The 26,994-nt window shown below is 71.1% G+C and carries 23 protein-coding genes; 3 read left to right on the forward strand and 20 right to left on the reverse strand.

The window, feature by feature from the left end; genetic code table 11:
• Positions 1-95: 95 nt before the first annotated feature.
• From ACQPZG_RS10500 to ACQPZG_RS10545, 10 genes are all read right to left on the reverse strand, one after another.
• Positions 96-1,541 (reverse strand): endonuclease/exonuclease/phosphatase family protein, encoded by a 1,446-nt coding sequence (locus tag ACQPZG_RS10500; RefSeq protein WP_433545541.1) that lies wholly within the window; start codon positions 1,539-1,541, stop codon positions 96-98.
• A 184-nt stretch (positions 1,542-1,725) separates the two neighbouring features.
• Positions 1,726-3,234 carry an Asp-tRNA(Asn)/Glu-tRNA(Gln) amidotransferase subunit GatB gene (gatB, locus tag ACQPZG_RS10505; RefSeq protein WP_433545542.1) on the reverse strand — a complete coding sequence of 503 codons (1,509 nt, stop codon included), beginning with the start codon at positions 3,232-3,234 and terminating at the stop codon, positions 1,726-1,728.
• 16 nt (positions 3,235-3,250) lie between these two features.
• Entirely contained in the window at positions 3,251-3,493 is a 243-nt protein-coding gene (locus ACQPZG_RS10510; RefSeq protein ID WP_362416023.1) for a hypothetical protein, read from the reverse strand.
• On the reverse strand, positions 3,490-4,986 hold the full coding sequence (gene gatA, locus ACQPZG_RS10515; protein ID WP_433545543.1) for an Asp-tRNA(Asn)/Glu-tRNA(Gln) amidotransferase subunit GatA: 1,497 nt from the start codon (positions 4,984-4,986) through the stop codon (positions 3,490-3,492). Before gatA ends, ACQPZG_RS10510 begins: the two co-directional genes overlap by 4 nt.
• Before the next feature lie 5 nt (positions 4,987-4,991).
• Positions 4,992-5,288, reverse strand: a complete 297-nt coding sequence (gene gatC / locus ACQPZG_RS10520; RefSeq protein WP_007384860.1) for an Asp-tRNA(Asn)/Glu-tRNA(Gln) amidotransferase subunit GatC — start codon at positions 5,286-5,288, stop codon at positions 4,992-4,994.
• Between the two features lie 112 nt (positions 5,289-5,400).
• A complete protein-coding gene (locus ACQPZG_RS10525; RefSeq protein WP_433549346.1) occupies positions 5,401-7,485 on the reverse strand; it encodes a putative bifunctional diguanylate cyclase/phosphodiesterase in 2,085 nt (694 codons plus the stop codon).
• A gap of 904 nt (positions 7,486-8,389) precedes the next feature.
• Complete coding sequence (gene ligA, locus ACQPZG_RS10530) at positions 8,390-10,576, reverse strand: NAD-dependent DNA ligase LigA (RefSeq protein WP_433545544.1); 2,187 nt, start codon at positions 10,574-10,576, stop codon at positions 8,390-8,392.
• Positions 10,577-10,641: 65 nt separating this feature from the next.
• The gene (locus tag ACQPZG_RS10535) at positions 10,642-11,649 is read right to left on the reverse strand and encodes a methionine synthase (RefSeq protein WP_433545545.1); all 1,008 of its coding nucleotides are present in this window, start codon (positions 11,647-11,649) and stop codon (positions 10,642-10,644) included.
• Entirely contained in the window at positions 11,646-12,335 is a 690-nt protein-coding gene (locus tag ACQPZG_RS10540; protein ID WP_433545546.1) for an SDR family oxidoreductase, read from the reverse strand. Before ACQPZG_RS10540 ends, ACQPZG_RS10535 begins: the two co-directional genes overlap by 4 nt.
• A 38-nt stretch (positions 12,336-12,373) precedes the next feature.
• Positions 12,374-12,913, reverse strand: coding sequence for a TIGR00730 family Rossman fold protein (locus ACQPZG_RS10545; RefSeq protein ID WP_433545547.1), 540 nt, complete (start codon positions 12,911-12,913; stop codon positions 12,374-12,376).
• Between the two features lie 106 nt (positions 12,914-13,019).
• Here ACQPZG_RS10545 and ACQPZG_RS10550 point away from each other — a divergent pair, with 106 nt between their 5' ends.
• A complete protein-coding gene (locus tag ACQPZG_RS10550; RefSeq protein ID WP_433545548.1) occupies positions 13,020-13,799 on the forward strand; it encodes an alpha/beta fold hydrolase in 780 nt (259 codons plus the stop codon).
• A 30-nt stretch (positions 13,800-13,829) separates the two neighbouring features.
• Here the strand turns inward: ACQPZG_RS10550 and mnmA are convergent, their stop codons facing one another.
• Positions 13,830-14,966: a tRNA 2-thiouridine(34) synthase MnmA gene (gene mnmA, locus ACQPZG_RS10555; RefSeq protein ID WP_433545549.1), complete on the reverse strand. Its 1,137-nt coding sequence runs from the start codon at positions 14,964-14,966 to the stop codon at positions 13,830-13,832.
• A 77-nt stretch (positions 14,967-15,043) separates the two neighbouring features.
• Between mnmA and ACQPZG_RS10560 the strand changes: the two genes are divergently transcribed.
• Entirely contained in the window at positions 15,044-15,712 is a 669-nt protein-coding gene (locus ACQPZG_RS10560; RefSeq protein ID WP_433545550.1) for an N-acetylmuramoyl-L-alanine amidase, read from the forward strand.
• 52 nt (positions 15,713-15,764) lie between these two features.
• Here ACQPZG_RS10560 and ACQPZG_RS10565 read toward each other — a convergent pair whose 3' ends face one another.
• Positions 15,765-17,006, reverse strand: a complete 1,242-nt coding sequence (locus tag ACQPZG_RS10565) for a cytochrome P450 (protein WP_433549347.1) — start codon at positions 17,004-17,006, stop codon at positions 15,765-15,767.
• 240 nt (positions 17,007-17,246) lie between these two features.
• On the reverse strand, positions 17,247-18,416 hold the full coding sequence (locus tag ACQPZG_RS10570; RefSeq protein ID WP_433545551.1) for a cysteine desulfurase family protein: 1,170 nt from the start codon (positions 18,414-18,416) through the stop codon (positions 17,247-17,249).
• 225 nt (positions 18,417-18,641) lie between these two features.
• Here ACQPZG_RS10570 and ACQPZG_RS10575 point away from each other — a divergent pair, with 225 nt between their 5' ends.
• Entirely contained in the window at positions 18,642-18,818 is a 177-nt protein-coding gene (locus ACQPZG_RS10575; protein WP_185034235.1) for a hypothetical protein, read from the forward strand.
• A gap of 39 nt (positions 18,819-18,857) precedes the next feature.
• On the opposite strand, the gene ACQPZG_RS10580 is transcribed toward ACQPZG_RS10575, so the two are convergent.
• From ACQPZG_RS10580 to ACQPZG_RS10610, 7 genes are all read right to left on the reverse strand, one after another.
• Positions 18,858-19,769, reverse strand: a complete 912-nt coding sequence (locus tag ACQPZG_RS10580; protein ID WP_433545552.1) for a thioesterase family protein — start codon at positions 19,767-19,769, stop codon at positions 18,858-18,860.
• Positions 19,770-19,865: 96 nt separating this feature from the next.
• The gene (locus ACQPZG_RS10585; RefSeq protein ID WP_433545553.1) at positions 19,866-20,540 is read right to left on the reverse strand and encodes a trimeric intracellular cation channel family protein; all 675 of its coding nucleotides are present in this window, start codon (positions 20,538-20,540) and stop codon (positions 19,866-19,868) included.
• 138 nt (positions 20,541-20,678) lie between these two features.
• Positions 20,679-21,767, reverse strand: a complete 1,089-nt coding sequence (locus ACQPZG_RS10590) for an ABC transporter ATP-binding protein (protein WP_433545554.1) — start codon at positions 21,765-21,767, stop codon at positions 20,679-20,681.
• A 38-nt stretch (positions 21,768-21,805) separates the two neighbouring features.
• Complete coding sequence (locus ACQPZG_RS10595) at positions 21,806-22,891, reverse strand: ABC transporter ATP-binding protein (protein WP_433545555.1); 1,086 nt, start codon at positions 22,889-22,891, stop codon at positions 21,806-21,808.
• Positions 22,892-22,896: 5 nt separating this feature from the next.
• Positions 22,897-23,895 (reverse strand): ABC transporter permease, encoded by a 999-nt coding sequence (locus tag ACQPZG_RS10600; protein WP_433545556.1) that lies wholly within the window; start codon positions 23,893-23,895, stop codon positions 22,897-22,899.
• Between the two features lie 101 nt (positions 23,896-23,996).
• Positions 23,997-25,760: an ABC transporter substrate-binding protein gene (locus tag ACQPZG_RS10605; RefSeq protein WP_433545557.1), complete on the reverse strand. Its 1,764-nt coding sequence runs from the start codon at positions 25,758-25,760 to the stop codon at positions 23,997-23,999.
• 119 nt (positions 25,761-25,879) lie between these two features.
• Positions 25,880-26,878, reverse strand: a complete 999-nt coding sequence (locus tag ACQPZG_RS10610; protein ID WP_433545558.1) for an ABC transporter permease — start codon at positions 26,876-26,878, stop codon at positions 25,880-25,882.
• Between the last annotated feature and the right edge of the window lie 116 nt (positions 26,879-26,994).

Here is a 26,994-nt window from a genome sequence, read left to right on the forward strand (position 1 = left end):
TGACGGGGAGAAGGCCCGTGACAGGACCGGCGGTGAACGTCCGGGCGGCCGCCGGGAAGCGGAAGCGCTCCGCGGGCCGCTCCGGGTGCCTCCGGCTAGAACCGCACGCCGGCCAGCACCGGTACGTGGTCGCTCCCGGTCGTCGCCGTCGTCCCGAACCGGACGATCTCCCCGCCCCGCACCATCACGTGGTCGAGCCGCACCACCGGGAAACTCCGCGGCCAGCTGAAGCCGAAGCCGCGACCGGTGTCGTCGAACCGGGACGCGACCGGATCGAGCCCGCGGTCGTCCGCCGACCCGTTCAGATCGCCGAGCAGGATCACGCGGTCCACGGTCTCCGCCGCAAGCACCTCCCCCAGCCGCCGGGCGGCCTCGTCGCGCCACCCGGTCTTCAGGCCCTGCGGCCAGGCCGCCCGCACCGACGGCAGGTGCACGACGTACACCGCCACGAACCCCCGCGGTGTCAGCGCCGTGGCCCGCAGGGCACGCTGCCACGGCTCGGTGATGCCCTTCGGCTTGATGTCCACGGGGCGTACGTCACTCAGCGGGTACCGCGACCAGAGGCCGACCGTGCCCCGCACCGCGTGGTGCGGGTACGCCGCTGCGAGCTCGCGGTCGATCTTCGCCGCCGCCCCGGCCGTGACCTCCTGCAGGGCGATCAGCCCGGGGCCGGTCGCCGCCAGCGTCCGTACCGCACCGGTGGGGTCGGGGTTGTCGTCGGCGATGTTGTGCTGGACGACGCCGAAGGAGTGCTCCTGACCGGTGGCGAACGCGAAGGCGGCGGCGCCGCCGGTCATCCCGCCCCACGCGCCGACCGGCACCAGGAGAGCCAGCACCGCGAACGCCGATCTCCGCCGCCAGGCGCACGCCAGCACCGGCAGGACGAGCAGCCCGAGCCAGGGCAGAAAGGTCTCCAGGGAACTGCCGAGACCGCGGGCGTCGGGAACGAGGGGGTGGAGCACGGGCAGGAGTCCGAGCGCCACCGCGCACAGCGCGACGATCCGCCCCCGCTGCCACGCGCCGCGCCCCCGCCCGTCCTCGCCCCAGTGACGGCCGTCCGGCCAGGCACGCACCCGGGACGGCACCGGCCTGTAGTCCTCCTCGCGGTACCGGATGCCGGCCGATTCCCCTCGACCGTACGGAGGGCCGGGATCGCGGGGATCGCGGCCGGCGCGCGGGTCGAGGGAGTCTCGGCTGCCGCGCGGCAGGCGGGGGTCGCCGCTGCCGGTCGGGGGACGGGGGCTGTGGCTGCCGCGCGGCGGGCGGGGGTCGTGACTGCCGCCGGGGGCACGGCTGCCGGTCGGGGGACGGGGGTCGCCGCTGCCGTCGGGGGCACGGCTGCCGCTCGTACGGCGGGAGCTGCGGCTCCTGTGCGGCCCTTCGGCGTCGCGCGCTCCCCCGGCCTCGCGCGTGGGCCCGGCATCGTGCGCTCCCCCGGCGTCGTACGCGGGCCCGGCATCGTGCGCGCTCCGTTCGCTGTCCGGACCGCCTTCGTCCGCTTCCCGGCGCTCGTCCTGGTCGTACCCGCGTGTTCTGGCCACCGCTCCCCCGTCGCTCCGTGCACCGTTCCGGGTGAGGACGCCGTGCGCGGGTCCCGTGGTTCACCGGCCCGCACCGGCCCCGCGTACGCCGAGGGGCCCCGGTCGCGGAATCTCGACCGGGGCCCCTCGACTCGTACGACGGAACGTCAGTCCTCGACGCCCAGCCTCTCCGGGCTGTACCCGATCATTCGCTCACGGCCAGCCGTTCGAGGATCAGTTCGCGCACGCGCGCCGCGTCCGCCTGACCCCGGGTGGTCTTCATGACCGCGCCGACCAGGGCGCCCGCGGCCGCGACCTTGCCGCCGCGGATCTTGTCCGCGATGGCAGCGTTGGCCGCGATGGCCTCGTCGACCGCAGCGCCGAGCGCGCCGTCGTCCGAGACGACCTTCAGGCCGCGCTTCTCGACGACCTCGTCGGGGCCGCCCTCACCTGCGAGGACGCCCTCGATCACCTGACGGGCCAGCTTGTCGTTCAGGTCGCCTGCGGCGACCAGAGCGGCGACCCGGGCCACCTGGGCCGGGGTGATCGGCAGTTCGTCGAGCGCCCGGCCGGTCTCGTTGGCGTTGCGCGCCAGTTCGCCCATCCACCACTTGCGGGCCGACGCCGAGTCGGCGCCCGCCTCGATGGTGGCGACGATCGGGTCGACCGCGCCCGCGTTGAGGATCGACTGCATGTCGTGCTCGTTGACCCCCCACTCCTCGCGGAGGCGGTTGCGGCGCACGCGCGGCATCTCGGGAAGGGCCGCCCGCAGTTCCTCGACCCAGGAACGGGCCGGGGCGACCGGCACCAGGTCCGGCTCGGGGAAGTAGCGGTAGTCCTCGGCGTTGTCCTTGATGCGACCGGACGTCGTCGAGCCGTCCTCCTCGTGGAAGTGCCGGGTCTCCTGGATGATCGTGCCGCCGCCGTTGAGCACCGCGGCGTGCCGCTGGATCTCGAACCGGGCGGCGCGCTCCACGGAGCGCAGCGAGTTGACGTTCTTCGTCTCGCTGCGGGTGCCGAACGCCTCGCGCCCGTGCGGGCGCAGCGAGAGGTTGACGTCGCAGCGCATCTGGCCCTTGTCCATCCGGGCCTCGGAGACGCCGAGCGCCTTGATGACCTCGCGCAGCTCGGCCACGTACGCCTTGGCGACCTCGGGAGCCCGCTCGCCCGCGCCCTCGATCGGCTTGGTGACGATCTCGATGAGCGGGATGCCCGCGCGGTTGTAGTCGAGCAGGGAGTGCGAGGCGCCGTGGATGCGGCCCGTCGCGCCGCCGACGTGCGTGGACTTGCCGGTGTCCTCCTCCATGTGGGCGCGCTCGATCTCCACGCGGAAGATCTCGCCGTCCTCCAGCTGTACGTCGAGGTAGCCGTTGAAGGCGATGGGCTCGTCGTACTGGGAGGTCTGGAAGTTCTTCGGCATGTCCGGATAGAAGTAGTTCTTCCGGGCGAAGCGGCACCACTCGGCGATCTCGCAGTTCAGCGCGAGGCCGATCTTGATGGCGGACTCCACGCCGATCTCGTTGACGACCGGCAGCGCGCCGGGCAGTCCGAGACAGGTGGGGCAGGTCTGGGTGTTGGCGTCCTGGCCCAGCTCGGTGGAGCAGCCGCAGAACATCTTGGTCTTTGTGCCGAGCTCGACATGGACCTCCAGGCCCATGACGGGGTCGTAGGTCGCGAGCGCGTCCTCGTACGACACCAGTTCAGTGACGGTCACGGTGTAACTTTCCCTCTCAGCCCAGCAGGACGTCGTCGTCGCCGAGCTTCTTCAGCTCGCGGTAGAGCAGAGCGAGGCCGGTGACGATGGCGGCGGCGGAGACAACGGCGTCGACGAGACGGAGCGTGTCATTGTCCTTGCGGGCCATCCTGGCCTGCTTGGCGACGCTGATCGCGCCGAAGGCGGTGGAGCCGATCGACAGGTACGTACCGGCCTTGGAATTCTTGAATCCCTTGGCCTTGATGGGCATGGGGCTCATAGCGACGGTGCCTCCTCAAGCAGCGGGTGCCCCCACTTTTCCACGAAGGCGGCCTCGACAGCAGCGCCGACCTTGTACAGACGGTCGTCCTTCAGGGCGGGGGCGATGATCTGGAGCCCGACCGGCATGTTGTCCTCCGGCGCGAGGCCGCAGGGCAGCGACATGGCGGCGTTGCCCGCCATGTTCGTCGGGATGGTGCACAGGTCGGCGAGGTACATCGCCATCGGGTCGTCGGCGCGCTCGCCGATCGGGAAGGCGGTGGTGGGCGTCGTCGGCGAGACGATGACGTCGACCTGCTCGAAGGCCTTCTCGAAGTCCTGCGTGATGAGCGTACGGACCTTCTGGGCGCTGCCGTAGTAGGCGTCGTAGTAGCCGCTCGACAGGGCGTACGTGCCGAGGATGATGCGGCGCTTGACCTCGTCGCCGAAGCCGGCCTCGCGGGTGAGGGCGGTGACGTCCTCGGCGGAGCGGGTGCCGTCGTCGCCGACGCGCAGGCCGTAGCGCATGGCGTCGAAGCGGGCCAGGTTCGAGGAGCACTCGGACGGCGCGATCAGGTAGTACGCGGAGAGCGCCAGGTCGAAGGACGGGCAGTCCAGCTCGACGATCTCGGCGCCGAGCTTCGTCAGCAGCTCGACGGACTCGTCGAAGCGCTGGAGGACGCCGGCCTGGTAGTGCTCGCCGCGGAACTGCTTGACGACGCCGACGCGCATGCCCTCGACGCTGCCGTTGCGGGCGGCCTCGACGACCGGCGGGACCGGGGCGTCGATGGAGGTCGAGTCGAGCGGGTCGTGCCCGGCGATGACCTCGTGCAGGAGCGCCGCGTCCAGGACCGTACGGGCGCAGGGCCCGCCCTGGTCGAGGGAGGAGGAGAAGGCGACCATGCCGTAGCGGGAGACCGCGCCGTAGGTGGGCTTGACGCCGACGGTGGCGGTGACGGCGGCGGGCTGGCGGATGGAGCCGCCGGTGTCCGTGCCGATGGCCAGGGGGGCCTCGTAGGAGGCGAGGGCGGCGGAGGAGCCGCCGCCGGAGCCGCCGGGGATCTTGGTGAGGTCCCAGGGGTTGCCCGTCGGTCCGTACGCGCTGTTCTCGGTGGAGGACCCCATGGCGAACTCGTCCATGTTGGTCTTGCCGAGGATGACGATGTCGGCCGCCTTGAGGCGCTTGGTGAGCGTCGCGTCGTACGGCGGGATCCAGCCTTCGAGGATCTTCGAGCCGACGGTGGTCGGGATGCCCTCGGTGGTGAAGATGTCCTTGAGCGCGAGCGGGACGCCGGCCAGCGGGCCCAGCTTCTCGCCGGCCTCCCGCTTGGCGTCGACGGCGCGGGCCTGCGCGAGCGCACCCTCGCGGTCGACGTGCAGGAAGGCGTGCACCTTCTCGTCGACGGCGTCGATCCGGGCCAGGTGGGCCTCGGTGACCTCGACGGCCGTGAGCTCGCCGGAGGCGATCTTCTCGGCGGTCGCGGCCGCGGTGAGCTTGATGATGTCGGTCGTCATGCTGATTAGTCCTCCCCCAGGATCTGCGGCACCTTGAAACGCTGCTGCTCCTGGGCCGGGGCGCCGGAGAGCGCCTGCTCGGGGGTGAGCGACGGGCGTACCTCGTCCGCGCGCATGACGTTGGTCAGCGGCAGCGGGTGGGAGGTCGGCGGTACGTCTTGGTCGGCGACCTCGGAGACGCGGGCGACCGCGCCGATGATGTCGTCGAGCTGACCGGCGAAGTGCTCAAGCTCTTCGGGCTTCAGCTCCAGACGCGCCAGCCGTGCGAGGTGTGCGACCTCCTCGCGCGTGATGCCAGGCATGCAGCGATCCTCAGGGGTTGGTGTGCGGTGTGGTGGGCGGCCCAATCCTATGGGGCGCGGCCCCCTGCCCGCGAAACAGTTCCGCCGGGGCCCCGCGCCACACCTGTGGCCCCTATTCCTGCTCCATCCCCACCGCCTCTGCGGCGGCCGCCAGTTCCGCCGGGCGCTGCCACCCCCGCGACCCACGGGCCAGCAGCCAGGCCGTCGCCTCCTCCGGGGGCATCGCCGCGGCCACCAGCCAGCCCTGCACCGCGTCGCACCGCAGGTCCCGCAGCCGTTCCCACGTCTCGTCGTCCTCGACGCCCTCCGCGACGACCAGCAGCCCCAGCGAGTGCGCCAGATCGATCGTGCACCGCACGATCTCCGCGTCCTCCGTGTCCACCGCGAGCCGCGCCACGAACGACCGGTCGATCTTCAGCTCGCTCACCGGCAGCCGCCGCAGGTGCACCAGCGACGAGTAACCCGTTCCGAAGTCGTCGAGCGACATCTTCACCCCGTGCCCGGTGAGCGCGGCGAGGGTGTCGGCGGCGCGCTGCGGGTCCTCCAGCAGCACGTGCTCGGTGATCTCCAACTGGAGGGATCCGGCGGGCACCCCGTGCCGCGCCAGCCGTCCGGCGACCGCTCCCGCGAAGCCCGGCGTGTGCACGTCGCGCGGGGAGACGTTCACCGCGACCGGCACGTCGAGGCCCTGCGCCCGCCACCTCGCGACCTGGGCGAGGGCCGTCTCCAGTACGTACTCCGTGAGGTGCGGCATCAGCCCCGACGACTCGGCGATCGCGATGAACTCGTCGGGAGGGACCCGTCCCCGCTCCGGATGCACCCACCGCACCAGCGCCTCCAGACCGGCGACCTGCCCGTCGAAGCGCACCTTGGGCTGGTAGTGCAGCTCCACGTCCCCCGCGTCCAGCGCCCGCCGCAGGTCGCCCAGCAGGCCGAGCCGGTCGGGGGTGTTGGAGTCCCGCTTGGACTCGTAGACCTCGACACCGCTGCGGTCCCGCTTCGCCTGGTACATCGCCACGTCCGCCCGCCGCAGCAGCCCCTCGGCGTCCAGCGCGTGATCGGGGAAGACGGCGACTCCCGCGCTCGCCTCCAGCACCAGCGTCAGCCCGTCGAGGTCGAGGGGCGACCCCAGTTCCGCCACCAGGTGCCGGGCGATGCGCTGCGCGCTCGTCGCGGACTCGGTCCGGGGCAGCAGTACGGCGAACTCGTCGCCGCCGAGCCGGGCCGCCTCCGCGCCCCGGGGCAGCGCCCTGCGCAGCCGGTCGGCTATCTGGAGCAGCAGCCGGTCGCCGGCGAGGTGCCCGAGGGTGTCGTTCACGGAGCGGAACCGGTCCATGTCGATGAGGACGAGCGCGGAGCGCGTCCCGACCGACTCGGCCTCCTCCAGGGCAGGCCGGGCGCGCTCCAGCAGCCACTGCCGGTTGGGCAGCCCGGTCAGCGGGTCCCGCAACTGTTCCTCGGCCCGCGCCCGCGCTATCCACAGCGTGGAGTCGAGGGCGATCAGCGGTACCGCGAACAGCGGCATCAGCACCGGCAGGGCGAGCGCGACGACGCACATCAACGGGGCGATGCCGAGCAGGGCGCCGCACGCAAGTCCCAGCCTCACCAGGGCCGTTCGGGTGGCGGACGGCATCCGGCCGGGCTGCGGGACCGCCACCGCCCACAGCAGCAGCCGGGTGACGAGGAGGTACACGGTCGCCGCCAGCACCACCTGGGGCACCACACCCCAGTCCCAGCCGACCGGCTGCCAGGGCTGTTCCACGGTCGGGACCTCGCCGAGGACGGCCAGGGTGAGGGCGGCCGCCGCGATGCCGAGGATGTCGGCGGCGCCGTGCAGCACGCCCTGCCGCCAGCGGCGTCTGCGCGCACTGCCCACCAGCACGACGACGGCCAGGCTGACCAGCCCGGCCGGAACCCATCCGTACAGCAGCAGGACGGCGAGGGTGAGCGCCGCCCCCGAGCCCGTGCCGCCCCACCACCTGTCCCTGCCGAGAACGACGAGGTAGCCGACGATGGCCGCGGTGAGCAGGGCGAGCGACCAGCCGGTGGTGCCGCCGGGGAACAGGGCGCGGTGCTGGCCGAGGGTCTGGACGACACCGGCGGCCAGGACGAGGGCGGCCGCTCCCGCGAGGGCGGCGGGCAGCAGGGGCCCCCAGCGGCCTCCCCGGACCTCCCCGTGTCTGACGGCCTGCGGCACCGCCCCCGGCCCCTGCGCCGGACGCGGGCCGTACGCGGGGTGCCCGACCTGCGCGGCGTGCGGGCCGTACGCCGGGTGGCCGTTGTGCGCGGTGTGCGCGCCGGCCGGGAGGTGCGCACCGTGCGGGATGTGCGCGCCCTGGGGGGCGTGCCCGCCGAGCGGTGTGGGGTCGCTGAAGGGGCTGTGCGGGTCGTGCGCGGTCCGAGCGGCTTGCGGGGTGTGCGGATCGTGCGTGAGCTGAACGTGCTGAGGGAGGGGCGGGCCGTACGCGGTGCGCGCACCGTTCGGGCCGGGGGGCGCGGGGGCGCCGTTCGCGAGGCGTGGTCCGCCCGACGGCGGCGGGCGGCCCGGCAGTGCCGGATGCGCGGGGTACGGCTGCTGCGGGTCGGCCGGCGGCGCGAGCGGCTGTGGTGCGGCCGACGGCGCCGCGACGGGCTGGGGCACGGCCGATGCCGGTGCGCCGGGCCGGGGTGCGGCCGACGGTGGCGGGGAGCCGGCGCCCCGACGGCCGAACAGTCCGAACAGCCGGCCGGGACCGGACGGCCCGAACTTGCCGGACAGCCCGGACCGGCCGCGCAGCCGCGAGGCCGTGTCGGCACTCTCGGTCGGTTTCATTCCGTCCCTCTCACAGCCGGCGGTGCCCATGTCACGCGCGATGGCCCCGTTGTCATGCCACCACGACTCGCCCCCGGACGCCCGACTCCTCAGGCGGCCTCCTCAAGAGCAGACACCTCAGGGCCGGGCAGCGGTTCCCCAGCCGTGCACGACAGGCGCACATCCCAACAGTAGGCCGCAGCAGGCTCTCCCGGGCAGCGGTCCTCCGCTGTTGCCCGAATGCGACCCAGCCACCCGCAGACGTCTGCTATGCGCCGAACGGGTGGCCCTCAGGCCGCTGTTCTTCCCGTTACTGCTCCACCGGAACCGCGGCTTCACGTGCGGCTTCCGGCCCTTGTGCGAGCAGCACCCCGAAGCCGTCCTCGTCGAGCACCGGCACCTTCAGTTGCATGGCCTTGTCGTACTTCGAACCGGGGCTGTCACCGACCACGACGAAGGACGTCTTCTTGGAAACGGAACCGGTCACCTTCGCTCCGAGGTTCTGGAGGGACTCTTTTGCGCCATCCCGGGTGTACTTCTCCAGCGTTCCGGTGACGACGACGGTCAGGCCCTCCAGCGGGCGCGGCCCCCGGTCCTCGGCGGAGCCCTCCTCCTCCATGCGCACCCCTGCGGCCCGCCACTTGCGGAGGATCTCCTGGTGCCAGTCGACGGCGAACCATTCCTTGAGGGAGGCCGCGATGATCCCGCCGACGCCGTCGACGCCCGCCAGCTCCTCCTCGCTCGCCTGCTCGATCCGCTCGATCGAGCGGAACTCGCGGGCCAGCGCCTCGGCGGCGACCGGTCCGACGTGCCGGATGGAGAGGCCGGTGAGGATGCGGGCCAGCGGCATCTCCTTCGCCGCCCGGATGTTCTCCAGCATCGCCAGGGCGTTCTTGCGGGGCTCGCCCTCCTTGTTGGCGAAGATGGTGGCGGTCTTGTCCTCGCCGGTCCTGGGGTCCTTCTTGGGCAGTCCGGAGTCGGGGTCCAGGACGTAGGACCTGATGGGCAGCAGTTGCTCGATGGTGAGGTCGAAGAGGTCGCCCTCGTCGAGCAGCGGCGGCTCTGCGGGCTCCAGCGGCTTGGTCAGGGCCGCTGCGGCGACGTACCCGAAGTTCTCGATGTCGAGGCTCTTGCGGCCCCCGAGGTAGAACAGGCGCTCGCGCAACTGGGCGGGGCAGGTCTGCGCGTTGGGGCAGCGCAGATCGATGTCGCCCTCCTTCATGGGGCGCAGCTCCGTTCCGCATTCGGGGCACTCGGCGGGCATCACGAACTCCCGCTCGGTGCCGTCGCGCAGGTCCACGACCGGGCCGAGGATCTCCGGGATGACGTCGCCCGCCTTGCGCAGCACGACGGTGTCACCGATGAGGACGCCCTTCTTCTTCACCACCTCCTGGTTGTGCAGGGTGGCGAACTCGACCTCGGAGCCGGCCACCGTCACCGGTTCCACCTGCGCGTACGGGGTGACGCGGCCGGTACGCCCCACGCCCACGCGGATGTTGACGAGCTTGGAGTTGACCTCCTCGGGGGCGAACTTCCAGGCGATCGCCCAGCGCGGCGCCCGCGAGGTCGAACCGAGCCGGCCCTGGAGCGGGATCTCGTCCAGCTTGACGACCACCCCGTCGATCTCGTGCTCGACGACGGAGTGCCGGTTGCGGCCGATGTGCGCGATGAACTCCCGTACGCCCTCCAGCGAGTCCACCACCCGGTTCTGCCCGGCGGTCGGCAGGCCCCACTCCCTGAGCAGGTCGTAGGCGTGCGACAGGCGGTCGATGGCGAACCCCTCGCGGGCGCCGATGCCGTGCACCACCATCCGCAGGGGGCGGCTCGCGGTGACTCTGGGGTCCTTCTGGCGCAGGGAACCGGCCGCCGCGTTGCGCGGGTTGGCGAACGGCTTGTCGCCCGCCTCCACCAGTCGGGCGTTCAGTTCGCCGAATGCCTCCATCGGGAAGTACACCTCGCCGCGGATCTCCACCAGGTCCGGGATGAGGTCTCCCTGAAGGCGCTGCGGGATCTGCGAGATGGTGCGCACGTTGGGCGTGATGTCCTCGCCGGTGCGCCCGTCGCCGCGGGTCGCCGCCCGGGTCAGCCGGCCCTTCTCGTAGGTGAGGTTGACGGCGAGACCGTCCACTTTGAGTTCGCACAGCAGGTGGTAGTCGATGCCGCTGAGCTCGCCCGCGACCCGCTCCGCCCAGGCCGCCAGTTCCTCGTCGTCGAAGGCGTTGTCCAGCGAGAGCATCCGCTCGCGGTGCTGGACGGCCGTGAACTCCGTCTCGTACGCGCCGGCGACCTTCTGGGTGGGCGAGTCCGGCGTCCGCAGCTCGGAGTACTCCTCCTCCAGCGCTTCGAGCGAGCGCAGCAGCTGGTCGAACTCGGCGTCGCTGACGACCGGCTGGTCCTTGACGTAGTACCGGAAGCGGTGCTCCTCGATCTGCTCAGCGAGCCGCGCGTGCTTCTCCCGTGCCTCTGCGGGTACCGCTGCGTGCTGTTCGCCAGCCACCGTGTCTTCCTCCCGTTAGCCCTTGGTCCCGTCGGGAACCGTGTAGGGGAACAACTGCTTGACCGTCACTCAGGGTTGTCCGCGAGCGACTTCGCCGCCCGGTTGCAGTGAGCGAGCGCCGCACGGGCGTATGCCGGGGAAGCCCCCGCCAGCCCGCACGTCGGAGTGATCACCACGGACTCGCACAGAAGTCCTGGTTTCAGCCCCAGCCTGCGCCACAGCGACCTGACACCCATGACGCTACCGCCCGGGTCCGACAATGGGCCGTCCACGCCCGGCACCACGCCCGCGAAGAGCTTCGTACCGGCCTCGGCGGCCTCACCGATCTCGTCGTCGTCACGTTCGGTGAGCAGCTGGAAGTCGAAGGAGATCCCGGCCGCGCCCGCCCGCCGCAGCAGTGCGAACGGCACGTCCGGTGCGCACGAGTGCACGACGGCCGGCCCGCCGTGGACGCCCATGACGTCCCGCAGCGCACCCTCCACGACCTGCCGGTCCACGGCCCGGTACGTCCGGTATCCGCTCGCGCTCCTGACCTGCCCGCGCAGTACCGCCATCAGGGACGGTTCGTCGAGCTGGAGCACCAACCGCGCTCCGGGGATCCTGCGCCGCACCTCCGCGAGGTGCGCGCGCAGCCCCTCGGCCAGCGAAGCGGCCACGTCGCGGCAGGCCCCGGGGTCGCCCACGGCCGCCTCGCCGCCCCGCAGTTCGAGCGCGGCGGCGAGTGTCCACGGCCCGACGGCCTGCACCTTGACCGGTCCCCGGTAGCCCTGGGTGAACTCCTCCAGGGCGTCCAGGTCCTCGCCGAGCCAGGAGCGGGCGCGGCGGGTGTCCCGGCCGGGCCGGTCGCTGAAGCGCCAGCCGCTGGGTTCCAGGTGGACGTACATGTCCGCGAGCATTCCGGCGGTGCGGCCGATCATGTCCGCGCCGGGTCCGCGCGCGGGCAGTTCCGCGAGGTGGGGGAAGTCCTCGAAACTGCCGGTGACGGTCCTGGCGGTCTCCCGGGCGTCGTCGCCGGGCATGGAGCCGATGCCGGTGGCCGGGCCCCACCACTTCTCCTCGGTCTGCTCGCTCATCGTCCGGGCCGCACCGTCAGGTCGTTGACCTCGGCGTCGCGCGGCAGGTCGAGGGCCATCAGGATCGTCGTGGCCACCGACTCGGGGTCGATGAACTTCGCCGGGTCGTAGTCCTTGCCCTCCTGCGAGTGCACCTTCTCCTGCATGGGGCTGGCGGTGCGCCCGGGGTAGACGGAGGTGACGCGCACCCCGTTTGCGTGCTCCTCGGCGCGCAGCGAGTCGGCGAGCGCCTTCAGGCCGTGCTTGCTGGCGGCGTACGCCCCCCACTCGGCGTGCGCGTGCAGTCCCGCGCCCGAGTTCACGAACACCACGTGCCCCTTGTCCAGGCGCAGCTGGGGCAGGAGGAGCCGGGTGAGTTCGGCCGGGGCGATCAGGTTGGCGTTGAGCTGGCTGTGCCAGGCGCGCACGCCGAGGTCGCCGATCCTGCCGAGGTCGACGACGCCCGCGATGTGCAGCAGGGTGTCGACCCGTTCGGGCATCGGCTGGTGGGAGAAGGCCCAGGACAGCCGGTCCGGGTCGGCCAGGTCGCCGACCAGGGTGCGGGCGCCGGGAAGCCGTGCCGCGAACTCCTTCGCCCGTCCCGCGTCGCGTGCCAGCAGTACGACGTCGTCGCCGCGCGCGTGGAGCCGGCGGGCGACGGCGGCTCCGATGCCGGAACCCGCCCCGGTGATCACATGAGTAGTCATGCGTCCCATGCTCGCACTCGGACGCCCCGCCGCACGCCCTACCGGATCCCGGCGGTCTCCTCCAGGAAGGCGAGCGCCCCCACTCCGTCCTCCGCGAAGAACACCAGGTCAGTGAGGGGAACGGGCAGGAACCCCTCGTCCTCCATCCGCTGGAACTGCTGCTTGAGCCCGTCGTAGAAGCCGTCGGTGTTCAGCAGCACCACCGGCTTGTCCGTCAGTCCGTGCTTCTTCAGCTCCAGGATCTCCGTCGCCTCGTCGAGCGTGCCCGTCCCGCCGACCATGATCACCACGGCGTCGGACCTGCCCAGCAGAAGCGCCTTGCGCTCCGCCAGGTCCTTCGCGATGACCATCTCGTCGGCCGAGGCGCGCGCCTTGGTGTGCAGGAACTCCACCGAGATCCCGACCAGCCTCCCGCCCGCCGCCTCCACTCCGTCGGCGACGACCTTCATCAGGCCGACGTCGGAACCGCCCCAGACCAGGGTGTGACCGCCCTTGCCGAGGAGTTCGGCGAACTCCCGGGCGGGCCGGGTGTAGCGCTCGTCGAGGTCGGCGGCCGAGAGGAAGACACAGATGTTCATGGGCACAAACCTACGTCCGGGGCGTCGGTGGGGACGTTCCCGGCCCCCGGCGAAAACTTTTCCGCCCGGCCGATGAGTTCCGTGCGCGACCGCGGTCCAAGTCGGTATGAGCAAAGTGATTTCGCGCGACGGCACCCCGATCGCCTACGCGCGCACGGGTACGGGCGAGCCCCTGATCCTGGTGGGCGGCGCCTTCAGCACGGGTACCGCGGAGGGCCCGCTCGCCGGTCTCCTCGCCCCGGCCTTCGACGTCGTCACGTACGACAGGAGAGGCCGCGGCGCCAGCGGCGACACGGCCCCGTACGCGGTGGCCCGTGAGGTCGAGGACCTGGCGGCGCTCGTCGACGAGGTCGGCGGCAGCGCCTGCCTGTACGGCATGTCGTCGGGCGGCGCGCTGGTGCTGCGCGCGGCGGCGGCCGGACTGCGGGTGCCCCGGCTCGCGGTCTACGAGCCGCCGTTCACGGTCGGCGAGGACACCCGCGCCGAGAAGACCGCGTACACCCGGCGTCTGAACGAGGCGCTCGACGACGGCCGCAGGGGCGAGGCGGTGGAGCTCTTCCTGTCCGTGGTGGGGATGCCCGCCGAGTTCGTCGCCCAGATGCGCAGGGCCCCGGTGTGGCGCTCCTTCGAGTCCCTCGCGCCGACCCTGGCGTACGACGACGCGCTGATGGGCGACGGAACCGTCCCCTGCGACCGGCTGGCGCGGATCACCCGGCCGGTCCTGGTGGTGGACGGCGGCGCCAGTCCGCCCCTGATGCGCGACGCGGCCCGCCGGACGGCGGAGGCACTGCCGGACGGACGCCGGCACACCCTTCCCCGGCAGACCCACGACGTGGACCCGCGCGCGCTCGCCCCGGTCCTGGCGGAGTTCTTCGCCGCCGTGTGAGGGATCTCCCGGGGCGACGGCGAGGCCGGATCAGGCCGTGGCCTCCGTGGCGGCGCGCCGCGAGGTCGTCGCGATCGTCGCCGAGCCGACCACGCGCGTGCCGTCGTACAGGACGATCGCCTGGCCGGGCGCGACCCCGCGCACCGGCTCCTGGAAGCGCACGCGGAGCTCACCGCCGACGAGTTCCGCGTACACCTCGCTCTCGCCGCCGTGGGCGCGGAGCTGGGCGGTGTACGTGCCGGGCGCGACCGGAACCGTGCCGCACCAGCGGGGGCGGATCGCCGTCAGGGACGTGACGTCGAGGGCCTCGGCCGGGCCGACGGTGACGGTGTTGTTCACCGGGGAGATGTCCAGGACGTAGCGGGGCTTGCCGTCGGGCGCGGGGTGGCCGATGCGCAGGCCCTTGCGCTGGCCGATGGTGAAGCCGAACGCGCCGTCGTGCGTGCCCAGCTTGGCGCCCTCCTCGTCGAGGATGTCGCCCTCGGCCTTGCCGCCGAGGCGTGAGGCGAGGAAGCCCTGGGTGTCGCCGTCGGCGATGAAGCAGATGTCGTGGCTGTCGGGCTTCTTCGCCACCGCCAGGTCGCGGCGCTCGGCCTCGGCCCGGATCTCCTCCTTGGTGGTGAGGGTGTCGCCGAGCGGGAACATCGCGTGCGCGAGCTGCTTCTCGTCGAGTACGCCCAGGACGTACGACTGGTCCTTGGCCATGTCGGAGGCGCGGTGCAGTTCCCGGCTGCCGTCCTCGTTCACCACGACCGTCGCGTAGTGACCGGTGCACACGGCGTCGAAGCCCAGCGCCAGCGCCTTGTCGAGCAGTGCGGCGAACTTGATCTTCTCGTTGCAGCGCAGGCACGGGTTGGGGGTGCGGCCGGCCTCGTACTCCGCGACGAAGTCCTCGACGACGTCCTCGCGGAAGCGCTCGGCGAGGTCCCAGACGTAGAACGGGATGCCGATGACGTCGGCGGCCCGGCGGGCGTCCCGGGAGTCCTCGATGGTGCAGCAGCCGCGTGCTCCCGTACGGAAGGACTGCGGGTTGGCGGAGAGCGCGAGGTGGACGCCGGTGACGTCGTGGCCCGCCTCGACGGCTCGGGCGGCGGCGACGGCGGAGTCCACCCCGCCGGACATGGCGGCGAGGACGCGGAGGGGGCGGGGGCGCGGGGTATCGGTCATAGCTCGTCCAGGGTAATCGGAACCATCCCGGGACTCCCAAGCGTTAGCCGGGCAGGACGGCAGAGGGGCAGCAGCGGGTGAGCAGCACGGCGAGGAAGAAACCCGGCGGCGGGAGGCCCGGCAGACGGGCCTTCCTGATCGGTACGGGGCTGGTGGTGACCGGTGCCGCCGTGGTGTGGCACGACGAGGCGTCCCGGCTGTGGTGGAAGGTGCCGGGGGTCGACAAGCAGCGCACGGACGGCGCGGTGGACCAGCCGGGCGTGCGGTGGATGGCGGCGTCGGCGCGCAATCTGCGGACCGCCGACCGGCCGGACGACTACACCATCGACCGGATCGTGATCCATACCACGGAAGGCAGTTACGACTCGGCGATACGGGTCTTCCGCGACCCGCTGCACGCGGCGGCGGCGCACTACGTGATCCGCGCGAAGGACGGCCACATCACGCAGATGGCCCGGGAGCTGGACGTGGCGTACCACGCGGGCAACCGGAGCTTCAACGAACGCAGCGTCGGCATCGAGCACGAGGCGTACGCCCACCGCAAGGGCACCCTCACGGAGGTGATGTACCGGTCCTCGGCGCGCCTCGCGGCCGGGATCTGCGCCCGCTACCGCATCCCCATCGACCGCGAGCACATCATCGGGCACGTCGAGATCCCCGGCACCGATCATACGGATCCGGGACCCCACTGGGACTGGGACCGCTACCTCCGCCTGGTCCGCGCGGCCGCCACGTCCCGCACCTGAGCGGTCACCGCACGGGCCGCACGAACGACGACGCGAGGAGTGAGGGAGGGGGTCAGCGCAGGTGCACCGGCAGGCTGTCCACCCCGTAGACGATCGAGAGCTTCCGGAAGTCGAGTTCCTCGGGCCGGACCGCCAACCGCATCCGCGGGAACCGCCGCACCAGGGCCGGGTAGGCCGCCCGCAGCTCCATCCGCGCCAGTTCCGCCCCGATGCACCGGTGGATCCCGTATCCGAACGCCAGGTGCCCGGCCGCCTTGCGGTCCGGGTCGAAGCCCCCCTTGTCGGGCGTGTACGAGACGTCCCTGTTGCCCCCCGCCAACGAGCACAGCACCAGATCCCCCTTGGGAATCCGGACGCCGGCTATCTCGGTGTCCTCCCGCGCGAACCGGGGGAAGGCGACCTGCACGACGGTGAGGTAGCGCAGCGCCTCCTCGACGAAGGGCGCGGCGGCCGCGTCGTCGTCGCGCAGCCGCCCGAAGGCCTCCTCGTTCTGGAGCAGGAGCAGCGAACCCAGCGCCAGCATGCTCGCAGTGGTCTCGAAGCCGCCGGTCAGGACGCCGTCCGCGAGGCCCGCGAGTTCCTCGTCGCCGACGGTGTCCCCGTGGTCCCGGATGATCATGCCGATCAGTCCGTCGCCCGGGTTCTCGCGCTGCTTCTTCACCACGTCACGGAAGTACGCGAGCGACTCCGACATGGCGCCGAAGGGAGCCGTCGCCCCGCTGAACAGGTCGAAGCGCTCCATCGCCAGCTGCTGGAAGTCGTGCCGGTCCTCGTAGGGCACGCCGAGCAGCTCACAGATGGTGAGCGAGGGTATCGGCAGGGCGAAGTTCTGCACGAGGTCGACCGGTCCGCCGTCCGCCCCGGCCGCCTCCATCGCGTCGAGCTGCTCCTCGACGAGGGCCTCGATGCGGGGGGTGAGCCTGCGCAGCCGGCGCATGGTGAATTCCGGCGTGAGGATGCGGCGCAGATGCGTGTGGACCGGCGGGTCGCTGAAGCCGAGGCCGCCGGGATTGTGCTCGGCGACCACGCCCGCGTTCCCGGCGATGTTGGTGAAGTCACTGCTGAAGCCGTCGGTGGACCCCAGGACCGCCTTCACCTCTTCGTATCCCGTCACCACCCACGCGTCCATGCCGAAGGGCAGCGGCACCTGGTACAGAGGCGTCTGCTCCTGCCGGGCGGACAGCTTGGCCACCGGATCGAGGCCGTCGCGGCGCATGGGCAGCAGCAGGTTCTCCGGCAGACGGTTGATCAGCGAGGAGCTGATGCCGTGCTTCTGGATCCTGGCCAGGTACATGCGCCCGACCCGCGCGGTGATGCGGGAACGGAGGGTCGCCTTCAACGTGAACTCCATGGGTCGTCGTGCGGCCCAAACGCGCGGCGCGGACTTCCTTGATTGAGCAGGGATTTCTTGGGATTTCGGAGAAACTTCGGGGGCCACAAGTATAAAGAGCGATTCTGTGCCCGCAGGGTTGAGCGTGACTAGCGTTACACAAAGCGGAGACCCCCTCCGCCCGCGGTTTCCGGACCGGCTCCGCTACGACAGTCCGGCCGTCCGTGCCCGCTCCACGGCCGGGCCGATCGCCGTGGCGACCGCGTCCACGTCCGCCGCCGTCGACGTGTGCCCGAGCGTGAAGCGCAGAGTGCCGCGCGCCAGGTCGGGAGGGGTTCCGGTGGCGAGCAGCACGTGACTGGGCTGGGCCACGCCCGCCGTGCAGGCGGAGCCGGTGGAGCACTCGATGCCCTGGGCGTCGAGCAGCAGCAGCAGCGAGTCCCCCTCGCAGCCGGGGAAGGTGAAGTGCGCGTTGGCGGGCAGCCGTCCGCCGGGGGCCGGGTCACCACCGAGGATCGCGTCGGGGACGGCGTCCCGGACGGCCTTGACCAGGTCGTCGCGGAGAGCGCCGACGGTCCGCGCGAAGTCCTCGCGGCGCTCGGCGGCGAGGACACCGGCCACCGCGAAGGAAGCGATGGCGGGCACGTCGAGCGTCCCGGAGCGCACGTGCCGTTCCTGCCCGCCGCCGTGCAGGACGGGCACGGGGGCGTGGCTGCGGCCGAGCAGCAGTGCGCCGATCCCGTACGGTCCGCCGATCTTGTGCCCGGAGACGGTCATCGCGGCCAGCCCGGAGGCGGCGAAGTCGACCTCCAGCTGCCCGTACGCCTGGACCGCGTCCGCGTGCAGCGGAACCCCGAACTCCGCTGCCACATCGGCCAGTTCACGCACCGGCAGGACCGTGCCGATCTCGTTGTTCGCCCACATGACGGTGGCCAGGGCGACCTCGTCCGGTGCGCGGCCGATCGCGGCGCGCAGGGTCTCCGGGTCCACCCGTCCGTAGGCGTCGACGTCGAGGTACTCGACGCGCGCGCCTTCGTGGGCGGCGAGCCAGTCCACGGCGTCCAGCACGGCGTGGTGCTCGACCGGACTGGCCAGCACCCGGGTGCGGCGCGGGTCCTCCGCCCGCCGCGCCCAGTACAGCCCCTTGACGGCGAGGTTGTCGGCCTCGGTGCCGCCCGCGGTGAAGACCACCTCGCTGGGCCGCGCCCCGAGCGAATCGGCGAAGGCCTCGCGCGATTCTTCGACGGTGCGGCGGGCCCGGCGGCCGGCGGCGTGCAGGGAGGAGGCGTTGCCGGTGACGGTCAACTGGGCGGTCATCGCCTCGACCGCCTCCGGCAGCATGGGCGTGGTCGCGGCGTGGTCGAGGTAAGCCATGGTGTGGGTGATTGTACGAGGACCGGCGGGCCGGGGCGTGGGGCCGGGCCCCGGCCGGAGCGCGGGGGCGACCGCACGCCCCGTCCGGGGCGTCGCACTCCAGGTGGGGGCCCGCTCCTCCGCACTCCGGCACCCACCGTCCGCATGACTGCCCCAGGACCGGGCACCAGGAACATAAGGATTCCGTAAACGGGGTCGACCGGTAGGCACGGAAGGGGACTTCAGATGCTGGCAATCGTGGGCGCCGTACTCTTCGTCATCGCGTTCATCATCAACGCAGCGGACATCTCGGCGCACGAGATCTTCATGCCGACCAGCTTGATGCTGCTCGGACTCGCCCTGGTCGCCCTGCACGTGGGCGGCATCGGGTCCGGCTGGGGCGGAGGCCGGACCCGGCGCTGACACCCGGCGCGGCAGCCGGTCCCCGCGCCCGGCGCGGATCTAGGACCGCGGGGCCCGCGCGAGCTGCCGCGACTGCGCCACCAGCCGGTCCGCGCTGTCCCAGACCTCCGCGTCCTCCTCCAGGAAGCCACCCGCCAGGTTGCGGGTGACGATGGAGACGCGCAGGGGTCCGGGCGCGGGCCGGCTCCGCACGTGCACGGTCAGTTCGACGGTCGGCGTCCAGCCCTTGAGGCCCAGCTCGAAGCTGGTCGGGGGCAGCGCGTCGACGGCGAGCAGGAGCGACAGCGGATCCGCGTCGCGGCCGTCCGCCAGACCGAACCAGGCGCGCATCTCACCCTTGCCCGACGGGGCGCCCAGCGCCCAGCCGGCCGTCGCCGGGTCCAGCTTGAGGTCGAGCCGGTCGGTGATGGCGCTGGAGCCGGGGATCTTCGGCGAGGGGCCGTCGCTCGCCCCGAGGCAGTGGTCGCGCGGCGGCATGGCGGGCGGTTCGGCCGCGGTCCGCACCTCGTCGCTCAGGGCGCCCAGGTCCCCGTACGAGGCCAGTACGCGAATCCGCTCGACCTCGCGGCCCTCCGCGTCGTACTGGAAGAGGGACGCCTGGCCGGAGGAGAGGGTGCGCCCGGAGCGCACGCTCTCGGTGCGGATGACGGCCGGTCCCGGCTGGGACGGCGAGAAGTAGTGCGCGGAGACCGTGAACGGGTCCGCGTGCGGCAGCGCGTCGGAGAGGGCGCGGCCGAGGAGGGCGAGCAGATAGCCCCCGTTGACGGCGTTGATGATCGTCCAGCCGGCGGAGAGCTCCGCGTCGTACACACCGGGCTCGTCCGCACGCCGTACGACCGCGGTGTCACGGTCGAATTCACTGTCCCCGATGGTCCCGGCCGGAAGGCCCGCCGGACCGGCGGTGGAAGCCGCGGCGACCTCCGCGAGGGTCCCGTTCGATGTCTGTGCCATGTCGGCACGCTACACCGATTCATTACTGAGCGGTAGCTTATTGCTCCGTCGCCGTCGACCCGTCCGCAGCCGGTCGCTCCCGGCTGACGCGGCCCGTCACGGCATCACCCGCTCCGGCTCCTCCGTCGCCACCGACGACCGGTGCCAGGCCCTGGGCGCCCGCCAGTGGTACTTCAGCGCCATCAGACGCAGCGAGAACGCGGTGAGCACGGCCAGCGTGCTGGTGAGGGGGTTGAGTATTCCGAAGCGGATGCACAGTGCCGCCATCGCCGCCCCGACGATCGCCGGCACCGCGTACAGGTCCCGGTCCCAGCGCAGCAGCGAGGGCACCTCGTTGGCGAGTACGTCGCGCAGCACGCCGCCGCCGACCGCCGAGGCCAGTCCGAGCGTCGCCGACGCGGTCAGTCCGAGCCCGTAGTCGTACGCCTTGGCCGTGCCCGTCACGCAGAACAGCCCGAGCCCCGCCGCGTCGAAGACGTTCACGCCGCGCTGGATCCGCTCGACCTGCGGGTGCAGGAAGAAGACCAGCACGGTCGCCACCAGCGGGGTCACGAAGTACCCGAGGTTGGTGAACGCGGCGGGCGGCACCGCCCCGATGATGAGGTCGCGGAACAGCCCGCCGCCGAGCGCGGTGACCTCGGCGAGCACCGCCATGCCGAAGACGTCGAAGTTCTTGCGCACGGCGAGCAGGGCGCCGGAGATCGCGAAGACGAAGATCCCGACGAGGTCGGTCACGTGTTGGACGGAAGGGCTGAAGAGTTCCTGGAGCACCCGACATTGTTACCTGTCGCCGGGCTTCGCACGGACGTTCAGCAGACACCGCCACAGAGCCCGCGCGGAGGGCGCCGCAGCCGGGAGCCGGGCGGCCGGTACGGACCGACTCCCCCGGCTCCCGCCGACGCCCCTCGCTCAGGCGTCCTTGGCGACGTCCACGACCGTCGCCGCGCCCTCGGCCCCCGCCAGGACCGTCTCGCCCGGCGCCTGGTCCGGCGCGTTCTCCGGATGGTGGCAGGCCACCTGCTGGCCCGTCCTGAGCTCCAGCAGCGGCGGGTCCTGCGTCGTGCAGATATCCGTGGCCTTCCAGCACCGGGTGTGGAACCGGCAGCCGCTCGGCGGCGCGATCGGCGAGGGCACGTCGCCCTTGAGCAGGATGCGCTCGCTCTTCATGCCGCGCCGCTTCGGGTCCGGCACCGGCACCGCGGACATGAGCGCCTTGGTGTACGGGTGCATCGGCGCCTTGTACAGCGACGTGCGGTCCGCCAGTTCGACGATCTTGCCGAGGTACATCACCGCGATCCGGTCGGAGACGTGCCGGATGACCGACAGGTCGTGCGCGATGATCACGTAGGTCAGGCCCAGCTCGTCCTGGAGGTCCTCCATCAGGTTGACCACCTGGGCCTGGATGGAGACGTCCAGCGCCGAGACCGGTTCGTCCGCGACGACCAGCTTCGGCTTGAGGGCGAGCGCGCGGGCGATGCCGATGCGCTGGCGCTGGCCGCCGGAGAACTCGTGCGGGTAGCGGTTGTAGTGCTCCGGGTTGAGGCCCACGACCTCAAGGAGCCGCTGCACCTCGGCCTTGACCCCGCCCGTGGGCTTGACGCCCTGGAGATGGAAGGGCGCGCTGACGATGGTGCCGATGGTGTGCCGCGGGTTCAGCGACGAGTACGGGTCCTGGAAGATCATCTGGACGTCGCGGCGCAGCGGGCGCATCTTCGCGACGTTGAGGTGCGTGATGTCCTGCCCCTCGAACTCGATCTTCCCGCCGGTCGGTTCCAGCAGCCGGGTGATGAGCCGGCCCATGGTCGACTTGCCGCAGCCGGACTCGCCGACGACGCCGAGGGTCTCCCCCGGCCGCACGTCGAAGTCCAGACCGTCCACCGCCCGCACCGCGCCGGTCTGCCGCTGGAGCAGTCCCTTGCGGATCGGGAAGTGCTTGGTCAGGCCGGAGACCCGGAGCAGCGGCTCGGGCGAGGAGGTGCTCTGCTCCGGGACCTTCATCGCGGGTTCCTTTGTCTCGCTCACAGCGTCCGTCTCGCTCACAGCTTCGGCGCAATCTCTTCGGTCCAGATCCGCGTCCGCTGCTCCTGGTTCATGTGGCAGGCGGAGAAGTGCCGGCTGCCGACCTCACGGAGTTCCGGCACGACGGTGCGGCTGGCGTTGTCGGCCGGCTTGTCGGCGTACGGGCAGCGCGGGTTGAAGGCACAGCCGTCCGGCACGTTGATGAGGCTGGGCGGGGAGCCCTTGACCGGGATGAGGCGCTCGGTGTCCTCGCGGTCGATGCGCGGCATCGAGCCCAGCAGGCCCCAGGTGTACGGGTGCTGGGGCTCGTAGAAGATCTTCTCGGCGGGGCCGCGCTCCACGCAGCGCCCGCCGTACATCACCACGATGTCGTCCGCGAGCTCGGCGACCACGCCGAGGTCGTGGGTGATGATGATGACCGCCGAGCCGAACTCCTTCTGGAGGTCGGTGATCAGGCTGAGGATCTGCGCCTGGACCGTGACGTCGAGGGCGGTGGTCGGCTCGTCCGCGATGAGCAGGCCCGGGTTGTTGACCAGCGACATCGCGATCATGGCGCGCTGGCGCATGCCGCCGGAGAACTCGTGCGGGTAGCTCTCCACCCGCTTGTCCGGCTCGGGGATGCCGACCCGGTCGAGCATCTCGACCGCACGTGCCCGAGCGGCCTTCTTGGTCACGTCGTGGTGAATGCGGTAGGCCTCCACGATCTGGTGGCCGATGGTGAAGTACGGGTGCAGCGCGGACAGCGGGTCCTGGAAGATCATCGCCATGTCGCGGCCGCGCAGCCGGCGCACCTCCTCCGGGTCGGCGCTCAGCAGCTCCTTGCCGTCCAGCCATATCTCGCCGCTGAGCTGCGCCTTGCGCCGCCCGTACTGGCCGGCCGTGTGCAGCCCCATGATGCCGAGGGAGGTCACCGACTTGCCGGAGCCCGACTCGCCGACGATGCCGAGCGTCTTGCCCTTCTCCAGCTGGAAGGAGAGGCCGTTGACGGACTTCACCAGGCCGTCGTCGGTGGGGAAGTGCACCTTGAGATCGCGCACGTCGAGGAAGGCGCTGGAGGCGGGCGGCTGGGCCACCGGTTCCCCGACGGCTCCCGTCTTGGTCATGTCTGTCACGTGAGCCTCACTCGGGGGTCGATCACGGCGTACAGGAGGTCCACGAGGAGGTTGGCGAGCACGACCGCGCTGGCGGTGACGAGGGTGACCGCCAGGATGATCGGCAGGTCCTTGTCGTTGATCGCCGTCAGCACCGCCTGGCCGAGACCCGGCAGGCTGAACGTGGTCTCGGTGAGGATCGCGCCGCCCATCAGGGCGCCGAGGTCGATGCCGAGCAGCGTCAGCACGGGGGTCATCGTCGAGCGCATGGCGTGCTTGCCGATGACGGTCCGCTCGCCGAGGCCCTTGGCGCGGGCGGTGCGGATGTAGTCCTCGCCCATCACTTCGAGCATGGACGCCCTGGTCATACGGGCGTACATCGCGCCGAACAGGAAGGCGAGGGTGATCCAGGGCAGGATCATGCCGCTGAACCAGGCGCCGGGATCCTGGCCGAACTCCGTGAACGCGTTGTTCACCCAGCCCAGTTGGTAGGCGAAGACCGCCAGCGAGAGCAGACCGGTGAAGTAGACCGGCAGGGAGACGCCGGCGAGCGCGGTGGTCATCGCGAAGCGGTCCCAGAAGGTGCCGCGCTTGAGCGCGGACAGGACGCCCACGGTCAGACCGATCAGCAGCCAGACGACGGCCGCGCCCAGCGCCAGGGAGAGGGTGACGGGCAGCCGGTCGAGGAGCACCGGCCAGACCGCCTGCTGGGACCGGAAGGAGTAGCCGAAGCAGGGCGCCGAGCACTCGATGGTGTCGCCGCCACCGGTGTACGTGCGACCGACGAAGATTCCCTTGATGAACTCCGCGGCCTGCACCAGGATCGGCTCGCCGAGGCCCAGCTTCTCGCGTACGCCTTCGATGGCGGCCGCGTCGGCCTGTTTCCCGACGAACATGAGCGCGGGGTCCTGCCCGGTCCACTGGGGGATCAGGAAGAAGATGCTGAAGACCGCGAGGATCACGACGATCAGCATCACTGCGACGGCGAACAGCCGCCTGATCAGATATGTCAGCACTGTGCCCGGCAGCCGCCCCTCGTGGGGGCGGCTGCCTTCACCTGCCCTTCGTGCCAGCGGCGGGTGACGCCGTCAGATGGTGATGTACGTACGGGTGGCGGTTACTTGACGCCGAGCTGGGCGAAGTCGAACCAGCCGCTGAAGGCGTCGGAGGCGTAGACGTTCGTCAGCCGGGGCGAACGCCAGTTGGCGACCTTGATGTTGACGAGCGGAAGGTAGTACGCGCCTTCCATGACCTTCTTGTTGATGTCCGCGTAGAGCGAGGCCGCCTTGGCCGGGTCGCGCTCGGCGATGGCCTTGTCGAAGCCCTCGTCGATCGCCTTGTCCTTGATCAGGGCGTAGTTGTTATTGCCGTTGTCAAGGATGTACTTGCTGTGCCACAGCGGCAGGCCGTAGCCCTGGCCGGTCGGGAAGTCCGGGCCCCAGCCGTAGAGGACCAGGCCGTAGCCCTTCTTCACGACGTTGGCCGGGTTGCCGACGATCGACGAACCCTCCTTGCCGTTGAACTGGTCGATCTCGACCTGGATGCCGACCTTGCCGAGCGAGGCCTGGATGGCCTCGGCGGCCTTCTTGTCGGACTCGTCGGTGTTGCGGACGGCCAGGGTGGTCTTGAAGCCGTTCGGCTGGCCGCACTTCTTCAGCGCGTCCTTGGCCTTGGCGACGTCGGCGGCGCCGTCGTTGGTGCGCAGGCCGTACTGGTCGTCCTTCTCGTCGTAGCCCGGGATGACCGGCGGCAGCATGTTCACCGCGATGTCACCGGCTGCGATCGGGCCGCCGCGCGCGTTCTGGACGGACTTGTGGTCCGTGCCGTAGATGACGGCCTTGCGGCACTCGATGTTGTCGAACGGCTTCACGCTCTGCGGCATCGCCACGTACGAGATGAATCCGGTCTGCGGGTTGTCGACGTTCTCCTTGTGCTTCTGCAGCGCGGTGGTGCGGCCGGCCGTGTTCATGCCGCGCTGGTTCAGGTCGAGGTCCGCGTCGCCGTTGAGCAGTCGCTTGTCGCGCTCGTCGGCGTTGGTGAGGAGGGTGACCTCGATGTTGTCCGGCAGCGCCTTGCGCAGACCGTCCGTCTTCGCGTCGTAGCTCGCGTTGCGCGAGAGCTTCAGGCCCTTGTTGGGGCTGTAGCTGTCGAACTTGTACGGACCCGAGGAGAACGGCTTCAGGCCGTACTTGGTCTTCGTGTCCTTGTCCTTGCGGACCGGCGAGTTCGTCGGCATCGCCAGGATCTGCTCGAAGTCGCCGTTCGCCTTGGGGAGCTTGAAGACGATCTTCTTGTCCGTGGGCGTCTGGATCGCGTCGGTGCCCTTGGGGTCCTTGTAGGGGCCCTGGAACTTCTTGTCCGGGTCCAGGATGTCGCGGAGGTAGACCGGGCCTCCGGACAGCGCCTCCTGCGACCACTGGCGCTCGATGCCGTACTTGACGTCCTGGGAGGTGATTTCCTTACCGTCCTCCCACTTCACGCCGTCCTTCAGCTCGTACGTGTAGGTCAGGCCGTCGGGGCTCACGGTGGCCTTGGCCTTGGCGAGGTCGGGCTGCAGCTCGATGGACTTCTGACCGGGCGCCGGGCTGTAGCTCACGAGCTGACGGCTGTAGAAGCGCGCGAAGTCGAAGGCGAAGCCGTAGTACATCATCGTGGTGTCCCACGAGTCCGCGTCCTGGACGCCGACGAACTTCAGCGTCCCGCCCTTCTTGTCGGACGGGTTGGCGATCTTCTCGACGCCCGCGTTGAAGCCCGCGCCCTTGGCGTTGCTGCCGCCGTTGCCGCCGCCGTTGCCGTCCTTGCCGCCACCGCCACAGGCCGTGGTGACCAGGAGCGTGGTGGCCGCGACGGTCGCGATGGCCGCGACCCTCCGCATGCGCATACCGGTTGATTTCACTGTCTCGCAACCTCCGTGAGTAATGCGGCCCTTGCGAACAGGGCTGGTCTGCCGTGCCTCGAATGAAGACCTGGGCTCGAATGAAGGGGAAGGGGGCGGGGTGCTCAGCGGGACCCCTTGGGGTCGATCGCATCCCGTACGCCGTCGCCGAACAGGTTGAAGGCGAGCACGGTGACGAAGATGGCCACACCCGGCACGATCATGTACATCGGATCCGACTGGTAGTACGCCACCGCGTCGGAGAGCATCGCTCCCCAGGAGGCCGTGGGCGGCTTGACGCCGACGCCCAGGAAGCTGAGGGCGGCCTCGGTCAGGATGTTGGTGGGGATCATCAGCGTCGTGTAGACGGTGATCGGCGCCACCAGGTTCGGCAGCAGTTCCTTGACCACGATGTAACCGCGCCCGGCGCCCAGGCTGCGCGCCGCCTCCACGTACTCGCGCTCGCGCAGCGACAGCACCTGGCCCCGGACGATGCGTCCGATGTAGGGCCAGCCGAAGAAGCCGATCACCAGGATCATCACCAGCAGCCGCACGCCGCTTCCGGTGAATCCCAGGAAGGTGCTCGGCATGACGGAGATCAGCGAGATGACGAAGAGCAGCTGCGGGAAGGCCAGCAGCATGTCCATGACGCGGCTGATCACGGTGTCGACCCAGCCGCCGAAGTAGCCGGCGAGCGTGCCGAACAGCGTGCCGAAGACGACGGCGACGACCGCGGCGAGGAAGCCGACGAGCAGGGAGACCCGGGCTCCGTAGACGATGCGGATGAAGACGTCCCGGCCGCTGGTGGGCTCCACGCCCAGCCAGTGGTCACCACTGATGCCGCCGAACGAACCGAGGGGAGTACCGAACAGCGGGTCGATGAGGCCCTCGTTGCGGGCCTCGGGCGTGTGGCCCGTCAGCGAGGAGATGACCGGCGCGAGCAGGGCGATGATCACCAGGAGCAGGACGACGACACCGCCCGTGAGCGCGAGCTTGTCCCGCTTCAAGCGCATCCAGGCGATGGCCCACAGCGAGCGCCCCTCGATCTTCTTCGCCGGCGCACCGGTCACGACGTCCGCCGTCGCGGGTTCAGCCGCGGGTGCGTCGTGCAGTGGTGTCGTCATCGTGGTAGCGACCCCTCTCGGCCAGCGGTCACCGGCCCTTGCTGCCGCTGGTGGCGGCCAAGCTGTCTGTCGAACACAGGGCGAACGCCCCTTGCTGCGGGGAGTCTTCAACGCGG

This window comes from Streptomyces sp. CA-294286 (genome assembly GCF_050947155.1).
Classification (GTDB): domain Bacteria; phylum Actinomycetota; class Actinomycetes; order Streptomycetales; family Streptomycetaceae; genus Streptomyces.

Bases quoted from the DNA above. Each gene is read 5' to 3' on its own strand.
- ACQPZG_RS10610 (WP_433545558.1), bottom strand. From the start codon at position 26,878: ATGACGACACCACTGCACGACGCACCCGCGGCTGAACCCGCGACGGCG.
- mnmA (WP_433545549.1), bottom strand. From the start codon at position 14,966: ATGACCGATACCCCGCGCCCCCGCCCCCTCCGCGTCCTCGCCGCCATG.
- gatC (WP_007384860.1), bottom strand. From the start codon at position 5,288: ATGCCTGGCATCACGCGCGAGGAGGTCGCACACCTCGCACGGCTGGCG.
- ACQPZG_RS10510 (WP_362416023.1), bottom strand. From the start codon at position 3,493: ATGAGCCCCATGCCCATCAAGGCCAAGGGATTCAAGAATTCCAAGGCC.
- ACQPZG_RS10590 (WP_433545554.1), bottom strand. From the start codon at position 21,767: ATGAAGGTCCCGGAGCAGAGCACCTCCTCGCCCGAGCCGCTGCTCCGG.
- ACQPZG_RS10565 (WP_433549347.1), bottom strand. From the start codon at position 17,006: ATGTACCTGGCCAGGATCCAGAAGCACGGCATCAGCTCCTCGCTGATC.
- ACQPZG_RS10605 (WP_433545557.1), bottom strand. From the start codon at position 25,760: ATGCGCATGCGGAGGGTCGCGGCCATCGCGACCGTCGCGGCCACCACG.
- ACQPZG_RS10575 (WP_185034235.1), top strand. From the start codon at position 18,642: ATGCTGGCAATCGTGGGCGCCGTACTCTTCGTCATCGCGTTCATCATC.
- gatA (WP_433545543.1), bottom strand. From the start codon at position 4,986: ATGACGACCGACATCATCAAGCTCACCGCGGCCGCGACCGCCGAGAAG.
- ACQPZG_RS10545 (WP_433545547.1), bottom strand. From the start codon at position 12,913: ATGAACATCTGTGTCTTCCTCTCGGCCGCCGACCTCGACGAGCGCTAC.
- ACQPZG_RS10570 (WP_433545551.1), bottom strand. From the start codon at position 18,416: ATGGCTTACCTCGACCACGCCGCGACCACGCCCATGCTGCCGGAGGCG.
- ACQPZG_RS10595 (WP_433545555.1), bottom strand. From the start codon at position 22,891: ATGACCAAGACGGGAGCCGTCGGGGAACCGGTGGCCCAGCCGCCCGCC.
- ACQPZG_RS10540 (WP_433545546.1), bottom strand. From the start codon at position 12,335: ATGACTACTCATGTGATCACCGGGGCGGGTTCCGGCATCGGAGCCGCC.
- ACQPZG_RS10580 (WP_433545552.1), bottom strand. From the start codon at position 19,769: ATGGCACAGACATCGAACGGGACCCTCGCGGAGGTCGCCGCGGCTTCC.
- ACQPZG_RS10535 (WP_433545545.1), bottom strand. From the start codon at position 11,649: ATGAGCGAGCAGACCGAGGAGAAGTGGTGGGGCCCGGCCACCGGCATC.
- ACQPZG_RS10550 (WP_433545548.1), top strand. From the start codon at position 13,020: ATGAGCAAAGTGATTTCGCGCGACGGCACCCCGATCGCCTACGCGCGC.